This window comes from Halomonas sp. 707D4 (genome assembly GCF_024158685.1).
Taxonomy (GTDB): Bacteria; Pseudomonadota; Gammaproteobacteria; order Pseudomonadales; family Halomonadaceae; genus Vreelandella.
Genome location: NZ_JAMZBD010000099.1, coordinates 1 through 8447, shown reverse-complemented (window position 1 = coordinate 8447; position 8447 = coordinate 1). Strand labels below are relative to the sequence as shown.

General features: G+C 65.1%; 7 protein-coding genes. 4 read left to right on the top strand and 3 right to left on the bottom strand.

What is annotated here, in order from left to right:
* Positions 1 to 913: TonB-dependent receptor (locus BIS11_RS06290; RefSeq protein ID WP_253585834.1), on the top strand; the 913-nt coding region annotated here is incomplete at its 5' end.
* Positions 914 to 1003: 90 nt separating this feature from the next.
* Here BIS11_RS06290 and BIS11_RS06285 read toward each other — a convergent pair.
* From BIS11_RS06285 to BIS11_RS06275, 3 genes are all read right to left on the bottom strand, one after another.
* Positions 1004 to 3526, bottom strand: a complete 2523-nt coding sequence (locus BIS11_RS06285; RefSeq protein WP_253585833.1) for a membrane-bound PQQ-dependent dehydrogenase, glucose/quinate/shikimate family — start codon at positions 3524 to 3526, stop codon at positions 1004 to 1006.
* A gap of 160 nt (positions 3527 to 3686) precedes the next feature.
* Positions 3687 to 4691 (bottom strand): NADP-dependent oxidoreductase, encoded by a 1005-nt coding sequence (locus tag BIS11_RS06280; protein ID WP_253426452.1) that lies wholly within the window; start codon positions 4689 to 4691, stop codon positions 3687 to 3689.
* A 205-nt stretch (positions 4692 to 4896) separates the two neighbouring features.
* The gene (locus BIS11_RS06275; protein WP_227388474.1) at positions 4897 to 5274 is read right to left on the bottom strand and encodes a septal ring lytic transglycosylase RlpA family protein; all 378 of its coding nucleotides are present in this window, start codon (positions 5272 to 5274) and stop codon (positions 4897 to 4899) included.
* 311 nt (positions 5275 to 5585) lie between these two features.
* Between BIS11_RS06275 and BIS11_RS06270 the strand changes: the two genes are divergently transcribed.
* From BIS11_RS06270 to BIS11_RS06260, 3 genes are all read left to right on the top strand, one after another.
* The gene (locus BIS11_RS06270; protein ID WP_253585832.1) at positions 5586 to 7022 is read left to right on the top strand and encodes a hypothetical protein; all 1437 of its coding nucleotides are present in this window, start codon (positions 5586 to 5588) and stop codon (positions 7020 to 7022) included.
* Positions 7023 to 7164: 142 nt separating this feature from the next.
* Complete coding sequence (locus tag BIS11_RS06265; RefSeq protein WP_253426480.1) at positions 7165 to 7944, top strand: RsiV family protein; 780 nt, start codon at positions 7165 to 7167, stop codon at positions 7942 to 7944.
* Positions 7945 to 8043: 99 nt separating this feature from the next.
* A partial coding sequence (locus tag BIS11_RS06260) for an NUDIX domain-containing protein (protein WP_253585831.1) occupies positions 8044 to 8447 on the top strand: 404 nt, incomplete at its 3' end.

Here is an 8447-nt window from a genome sequence, read left to right as displayed (position 1 = left end):
GACCGCCACCGCTACCGGCGTGTTCGCCCAGGGCGATCTTGGCTTGACGGATGAGCTGACGCTGTCGCTGGGCGCACGCTTCGATCGCGTGGCGCTCGAGGTGGATGATCGTTATCTCGACGACGGCGATCAAGGGGGCGAGCAGACGTTCAACGAGTGGAGCGGCTCTGCGGGGCTAAGCTATCGCTACCGCCCGCAGCACCAGCTTTACGTCAATACCGGCACCGCCTTCGAGACGCCGACCTTCGCCGAGTTCGCCAACCCTGCCGGCGGTGGCTTCAATCCCGGCGTCGAGCCGCAGAAGGCGTGGAATCGCGAAGTGGGCCTGCGCGGCTACGTGGCGCCGTGGGCGCTCGACTACGACCTGGCGCTGTTCTCGGTTCGCGTTCGCGACGAACTGGTACCGTTCGACGAGGGCGGGCGCACCTTCTACGAGAACGCGGGCAATACCGACCGCGACGGGGTGGAGCTATCGCTTGGCTGGCAGTTCGCCGATGCCTGGCGACTGGACAGCGCCCTGACCCTGGCGCGCTACGACTTCGACGAGTTCCAAAGCGGTGAGGCGCGCTTCGACGGCAACCGCATCCCCGGGCTTGCCGAACGAACCTGGATCAGCCAGCTCACCTGGCAGGGCTCGGGCGAGCGTTTCGCCACCCTCGAGACCGAGTACGTCGGGGATCTGGTGGCCGACAACGCCAACGAGGTTGAGGTGGAGAGCTACTGGCTGGTGAACCTTCGGGTGGGCGATGGCTGGCAACTGAGCGAGGCGTCGAACCTGAACGCCTACGTGGGGCTTCGCAATCTGTTCGATCGCGAGTACTACGACAATACGCGCCTCAACGGCACCTTCGGGCGCTATTTCGAGCCGGCGCCGGGGCGCAGCGTCTACGCTGGCGTGGAGCTTGCGTTCTAGGTCGCTTGCATGCTTCAACACAAGACGGGCAGCCCAAGGGCTGCCCGTCTTGTGTTGAAGGCCGTGCGTCATGCACGGCCGAGAAGGGGATTACTGTGGCAGCGCGTAGCCGATCACGTAGTCGCCCATTTTGGTGCCGAAGGTGCCGTGGCCGCCGGCGCTGATCACCACGTACTGGCGGCCGTCGGCGCCGGTGTAGGTCATGGGCGTGGCCTGGCCGCCAGCGGGCAGGCGCGCCTTGAAGATCTCTTCACCGGTTTCATGGTTGTAGCCGCGCAGGTACTGATCCAGCGTGCCGCTCATGAAGGTGACGCCGCCCGCTGTGGTGAGCGGGCCACCCAGCGCCGGAACGCCGACCGGCAGGCCGATCGGCAGGCCTAGCGGCATGCTGTCTCGGGTGGTGCCGTTGGGGTGCTTCCACACCACCTCGGCGTTTTGCAGATCGATACCGGCCACGTCGCCCCAGGAGGGCGCCTGGCAGGGCAGATCGAAGATCGACAAAAGCGGGCCGAGTTCGACGGCGTAGGGCGCGCCGGTATTGGGCTGGAGCCCCTGTTCGCTGGCCGAGCCCTCGCCTTCTTCCACTTCTTCACGCGGAATCAGACGCGACACGAAGGCCAGGTACTTGGCGCCGGTGAACAGCGTCTGGCGCTCCGGGTCGACGGCGACGCCGCCCCAGTTCATGACGCCGACGTTGCCCGGGTAGACGATGCTGCCCTCGAGCGAGGGCGGGGTGTACTGGCCTTCGTAGCGCAGCGAGTTGAACTGGATGCGACACATCATCTGATCGAAGGGCGTGGCGCCCCACATGTCGCGCTCGGTGAGCGGCGGCGGCAAGAGGTTCAGCTGTGATCGGGGCTGGGTTTCGGCGGTCCAGTCGCCTTCCACCGCGCCCTGGGGAACGGGGATCTCGTCGATCGGCACGATCGCCTCGCCGGTTTCCCGGTTCAGAACGTAAAGGCTGCCCTGCTTGGTGGGCTGGATCACCGCGGGCTGCACGCCTTCGTCGGTGGCCAGATCGATCAGCACCGGCTGGGCGGGCATGTCCATGTCCCACAGGTCGTGGTGAACGAACTGGTAGACCCAGGCCACCTGGCCGGTCTCGAGCTCCAGCGCCACCAGGCCCGCGCTGTAGGTTTCGTCGTTTTCGCTGCGATCGGCGCCGTACTGGTCCGGCGTGGCGTTGCCCATGGGCAGGTAGACGAGCCCCAACTCCTCGTCGACGCTGATCGGCGGCCAGACGTTGGGCGAGTTGCGGGTATAGACCTCGTCATCGGAAAGCGGCTCGGTTTCTTCGGGATTACCGCTGTCCCAGTTCCAGACCAGCTCGCCGGTGCGCACGTCGAAGGCGCGAATCACGCCGGAGGGCTCGTCGGTGGAGGCGTTGTCGGTCACGTGGCCGCCTAGAATCACCAGGTTTTCGGTCACGGTGGCCGGCGAGGTGGAGTAGTAGCCACCCGGGTTGAACTCGCCGATATTGCGCGTCAGATCCACCGTGCCGTTGTCACCAAACCCGGCGCAGGGCTCACCGGTATCGGCATTGAGCGCAATCAGGCGGGCATCGGCGGTGGGCAGGTAAAGACGGCGCGGGCACATGACGTCGGTCTGGCTGAGCATCATCGACGGGGCGTTTTCGTCGTCGTTTTCGGCGGCGGCCAAAAAGCCTTCGAGCAGCGTCACGTCGATGGCAAAAGCGTCGCGCTCGGCGAACAAGAGCGAAGGCTGTCGTGCGGGGCTCGATGCAGGCGCCGCTTCGGCGTTAGCGTCGGCGGCGTAGTTGGCCGCGTCGAAATAGGCCAGGCCCCGGCAGGTCATGTGCGGCCACATCGAGAAGTTTTCGGCGCCTTGGGTGCTGATCTCCGGGTCGAACTCCCAAAGCGTTTCGCCCGTCTCGGGTGAAAGCGCCATGGCGCGACTGTGGGAGGTACAGATATACAGGCGATCGTTCACCTTCAGCGGCGTATTCTGATTGGTGATCTCGGGTGGGGCGTCCGGGCCGGGGGCGTCGCCGGTCTGGATGCGCCACGCCTCTTCGAGCTCGCCGATGTTGTCCAGCGTGATCTGATCAAGCGACGAGTAGTGAGTGCCGGCGTTGGTGCCGCCGTAGGCGGGCCAGTCATCACCGGCCACCTGAGCCGGGTTGGGCTCGGCGTTGGCGCGGTTGTCGGCAAGCGAACCCTCGATCACACCAGGCGACGTGAACTGGCTGGCAATGGCTACCGCGATGCAGGCAACGACGCTCGTCAAAAGCGCCAGGCTACCGCCGCGTGAATGCAGCGGCTTGCGCCACCAGGGCAGCAGCATGACGATGGCGATCAGGCAGGGAATGGCGACCCGGGGCACGAGCTGCCACCAGTCGAGGCCTACTTCCCACAGGGCCCAGAGCAGGGTGCCCAGCAAGAGGACGGCGTAGAGCCACAGCGCTGCTCCCCGGCGTCGCGCCAGCAGGACGCCGACGACGACGAGGACGATGCCGCTGACGAGATAGTAGGCGCTGCCGCCCAGGCTCAATAGTTTGCCGCCGCCGATGGCAAGCGCGATGCCGGCGATGCCGAGCACCACCCCCAGCAGCAGCGCGAGCCAGAAGCCGTGGGCGCGTGGATGTTCGTTCATGGGATTCCCTTCGTGATGACGATCGATATGGTGGGCGTATGCGATCAGTCTAATAATCAATTCGCGAATGGTCGAATGGATTCGCGGTCGATCAAGGGAGTGCCCACGAAAAAGCCGCCCCGGTAAGGAGCGGCTTCCAGCGCGTGGTCAGGCCCGCGAATCAGTCGGTCAGCTTCACCAGCATCTTGCCGGTGTTGCCGCCTTCGAACAGCGCAAGGAACGCCTCCGGGGTACTCTCGAGCCCCTCCTTAACGGTTTCCTGATAATCGAACTTGCCCGCGGCGACCTGGGGGGCGACCTCGTTGAGGAAGTAGCCGTAGTTCGACCAGTGGTCGGCGACGATGAAGCCCTGCATCTTCGCCTTGCGTACCACCAGCTGCGAGAGGTTGCTCGGCCCCGGGGCGGGCTTCTCGGCGTTGTAGCTGTCGATCATGCCGCATACCGCGATGCGCGCGCCTTCGTTGAGCTGGGAAAGTGCCGCCTCGAGGCAAATGCCGCCGACGTTCTCGAAGTAGACGTCGATGCCTTCGGGGCTGGCCAGCTGGATGGCATCGCTCAGCTCACCGGCGGTGCGATCCTTGTAGGTCACGGGCTCCACGCCCACGGATTCGAGCCAGGCGAGCTTGTGGGCGGCGCCTGCGATGCCGACCACGTGACACCCCTTAGCCTTGGCCAGCTGCACGGCGAGCGAGCCCACCGCGCCGCTCGCCGCGCTCACCAGCACGTTGTCGCCGGGTTTGCACTCGGCGATGCGGTTGAGACCCGTCCAGGCGGTCATGCCCGGCATGCCGAGAATCCCCAGGTACGCCTGCTCAGGCACGTCGTGGTCGGGAAGCACCGTGACGCCCTGGGCGGGGAGCTGGGCCACGTCGCGCCAGCCGCCCATGTGGCTGACCCGGTCACCCACCTTGACCTTGGTATCGGTCGATTCGATCACCTCGCCGATGGCACCGCCTTCCATGGGCTTGCCGAGCTCGAAGGGCGGAACGTAGGTGCGAACGCCACTCATGCGGCCGCGCATGTAGGGGTCGACGGAGAGCCAGTGGTTGCGAATGCGCACCTCGTTGGGGCCAAGCTCGGGTAGCTCCTGGGTCTCGAGCGCGAACAGCTCGCGGCGGGGCAAGCCGGTGGGGTAGTCGGTCAGCGTGAAGTAGCGTGATTGCATCATGGCCTCCTGCGTGATGGATCGATTCACTCCTTATCGAAGGTAGTGACCCTGCACGACGAAGCAAGTTCGAGATACTTAACAAATAAAAAACGGCCCTCGTGAGGAGGGCCGTTTGGGGTATCGCGAGAACGGGCGGTGGCTCAAGGGGTATCACACCGGTGTGTGTGCTAGCCGTTAAGTCCTGTTGCGGGCCGGTCGGGCGCTAGTTGATCAGCGTCAGCATGACCGGGGCGGTGCCGCGACGAACCATGCCGAGTTGACGTGCCGCGCTCTTGGAAAGGTCGATGATGCGTCCCTTGACGAAGGGGCCGCGATCGTTGATCAGCACTTCCACTTCCTGACCGGTATCGGGCCGTGTCACCAGCACCTTGCTGCCGAAGGGCAGGCTTGGGTGGGCGGCGGTCAGCGCCTGCTGGTCGAAGGCTTCACCGCTGGCGGTGGTCGCGCCCTGGAATCGGTCGCTGTAGAAGGAGGCCACACCTTCCTGGAAATCGGTCTCTTGGGCAAATACGCCCGTCGACACTACACTCAATAAAACCGCGAACATGCTTGTCTTGATGCGTCTTCCATAGGCTCCCATTGGAGTACCTCGTTGAGTATCGAACCGGACTTCATTGGTGAGGTGCCCGACAAAGGCTTCGCGATGGTAACGCCCCGGTTGGTGTTCGGCAAGCTTTGCGACGATCGGCGACGATGTACACCAAATCGCGATTTTAGTTCACTGGCCAACTCTTTTAGTCTGGTCAGTAAGTTAAAGCGATTTACTTGAAGCGCGGATCGCGGTGTACTTCACCGGGTAAAGCGGGCCCTGTTCGATCGATAAGCAACTGCTGATAGAACGGTCGGCGTGCTAATATCTTGTTCGTTCAAGTGACGCGATAAGGATCTGCCATGACTAAAAGTTCTTCGTTAATGCTTGTCACTGGTGTCGCAGGCGGCGCCCTGATCGGCTTCATGATTGCCCTGTCCATACCCGAGGCGGTTTCCAGCGACAAGGCCGGCGACCAGAGCGGCAAGGCCGACGCTACGCAGACATCCAGTGCTCTGGAGGGGCTCGACTACCTGGCGCTCGATGAACGCACGCGCGGTGAGCTCACCTCGAGTGCGCAGCTCAACGGCAACAACGGCAGTCGCTTTCTTTCCTACGGGCTGAGCCTCGACGAGGACGCGCTGGTGGAGCTGAGCCTGAGCGGCGCGCTCAACGGCGTCGTGTCACTGTTCGACGACCAGCTCCAGCTGCTCGACAGCGCCGAGACCCTGCGCTATCGCGTCGAGGAAGGGGGCGACTACCTGGTGACCGTGAGCGGCTACGACGCCAGCAGCTACGGCCCGTTCACCCTTTACCCTCGCCTGATGGAGCTCAGCGACTCGGATACGCTGAGCCTCGACGAACCCATGGACAGCTGGCTGCAGGGCGACGAGCGCGCCGTGACCCTGACCATCGAAGAAGCCGGCATGTACCAGATCGACATGCGCTCCGATGACTTCGATGCCTACCTCACCCTCGAGGGCCCGAACGGCTACCAGCGTGAGGACGATGACAGCGGCGGCAATCTCGACGCCCAGATTACCGATTTCCTCGAGCCCGGCGACTACACCGTTCGCGCCCAGACCTACGGCAGCGGCAACGGCGTGTATACGTTGTCGGCGCAGACCAAGGAGTTCCCCGGCGGCGAATTGCGCAACGACGGTCCCATCGCGTCGGGCGAGTCGCTCAACGGCTGGTACAGCGGCCAGGCGCTCGAGTACACCTTCGAGGTCGAAGAGGCCGGCATGTACCAGGTCGACATGACCTCCGACGACATCGACGCCTTCCTCGAGATCGAAGGCGACGACAACTACTACCGTGAAGACGACGATGGGGGCGAGGGCCTGGATGCGCGTATCGCCGACTTCCTCGCGCCGGGCACCTACCGCATCACCGCGCGTACCGCCTACGGGTCCGGTGCCGGAATGTTCTCGCTCGCCGTGGCACAGCGAGAGCTTCCCGAAGGCGTCGAGCTGCAAAACGGCGGCGAACTCGCCCCGGGCGACAGCGCCACCGGCTGGTACAGCGGCGAAGACGTCAACTACCAGCTCACCCTCGAGGAGAGCTCCGAGGTGACCATTCGCATGGATTCCACGGACTTCGACGCCTACCTCGAGCTTTCCGGCGAAGGCGTCTCCTTCTCCGACGATGATGGCGGTCAGGGCTCGAACGCGCTGCTGAGCGCGCCGCTTTTGCCCGGTACCTACACCATCCACGCCCGGGGCTACGGCTCCTACGGCAGCGGCCTGTTCGAGGTCGGCGTCGAGGCCGAGCCGACCCAGCTGGAGCCGGACGCTTGAGTCGTTGAGCGCCTCAACGTCTTGATCGACCACGCCCTTGTTCGCTTTGTGCGGCAAGGGCGTTTACATTTAAAGCCGACACCCGGGCGGCGAAAGAGCGCCCGGGGCGGTTCAAGGACGAACATCGACAAGAGGAGGCGTTATGCAACCCATTCAAGCGAGTGCCCTGGGTGTGGTGGCCATCATGCTGGCGGGCTGCCAGAGCATGGAAAGCCGCCCCGTCGAGCCCTACGCCATGGTGACGCTGGCCGAGGAGAAGTACTTCGTCGCCCCCGGCTGCCAAGGCGAGCAGTGCGATGACGTGCGCGTGTCGTCGCTCGAGTTTCCCAAGTCCGAGGCGCTGACCCGCGAGCTGCGCGCCCGGCTCGTCGCCCTGGCGGGGCTGGATGGAGGCGATGAAGGTGCGGGAGCGAGGCGCGTCACCTGGGAGCGCTTCGCCAACGACTTCTTCGCCCAGGCCCGGGAGAGCGGGATGTCCTCGCCCCAGGCGGGCGCGAGCAGCGCCGTGCTCGAGGCGGACGTGGTTTCCCGTCACGACGATCTGCTGGTGCTCGAACTCAACAGCTACACCTACTTCTCGGGCCAGGCACACGGCCTACCGGCAACGCGCTATCTGGTCATCGACGAGCGCGAGGCGCGCATCGTCGAGCCCGGTGAGATGATCACCCCGGGGCGCGAAGGCGATTTCCAGGCCGCGCTTCGCGAGGCGCACCAGCGCTGGTCGCGCGAGTCGGACAGAGAGGCGGACTTCGCCGCCAACTGGCCGTTCACCCCGAGCGACAACATCGCTCCCATGGAAGAGGGCTGGCAGGTGAAGTACGACGTCTACGACATCGCGCCCTACGCCGAGGGCCAGCCGGTCCTGACGATTCCCCGGCAGGCCTTGAGCGGCATCGCCAAGCCACGTTTCGTGGCGCGGTAAGGGGATCGACGTCTACGCTTTGAAGGCGGCGCGAGCCGCGAGCACGCCAAAGGCAGCGCCTGCGCCCGGCGCTGCCGCTCTTCAAGGAGTGGGACGTCTATGGATACCGATAACAATACGCGCCAATGGGCGCAGCTTTTCGTGGTCAGCGCCGACCATCGCCTGCTGTTGATTCATCACCCGAATGCCTCCGCCCCCTGGCGACCCGCCGGGGGCGAGCTGTGTCTGGAAGAGGGGTTTGGCGAGGCCGCGCGGCGCGCACTCGAAGCGTCCACCGGCCTTGCGGGGCCGCTCGGCCCGCTGCTGCACGAGTGCGAGGTGCCCGGCGAGCAGTCGCCCGGGCGATGGCGCGAGCGCTACTTTCTGGTGCGCCATGACCCGGCAAGCCAGACGCGGCGCGAAATGCCGGGGCGGTGGTGGTCGCTCGACGAGCTTCGCCAGGCGCCGGCCGGGCAGCTCAAGCCGGCCTGGCTGCCGGAACTTCTGGAGCGCGTGATCGCCGG

Excerpts from the sequence above, each read along its gene's own strand:
- BIS11_RS06285 (WP_253585833.1), bottom strand. The coding sequence starts at position 3,526 with ATGAACGAACATCCACGCGCCCACGGCTTCTGGCTCGCGCTGCTGCTG.
- BIS11_RS06280 (WP_253426452.1), bottom strand. The coding sequence starts at position 4,691 with ATGCAATCACGCTACTTCACGCTGACCGACTACCCCACCGGCTTGCCC.
- BIS11_RS06275 (WP_227388474.1), bottom strand. The coding sequence starts at position 5,274 with ATGGGAGCCTATGGAAGACGCATCAAGACAAGCATGTTCGCGGTTTTA.
- BIS11_RS06270 (WP_253585832.1), top strand. The coding sequence starts at position 5,586 with ATGACTAAAAGTTCTTCGTTAATGCTTGTCACTGGTGTCGCAGGCGGC.
- BIS11_RS06265 (WP_253426480.1), top strand. The coding sequence starts at position 7,165 with ATGCAACCCATTCAAGCGAGTGCCCTGGGTGTGGTGGCCATCATGCTG.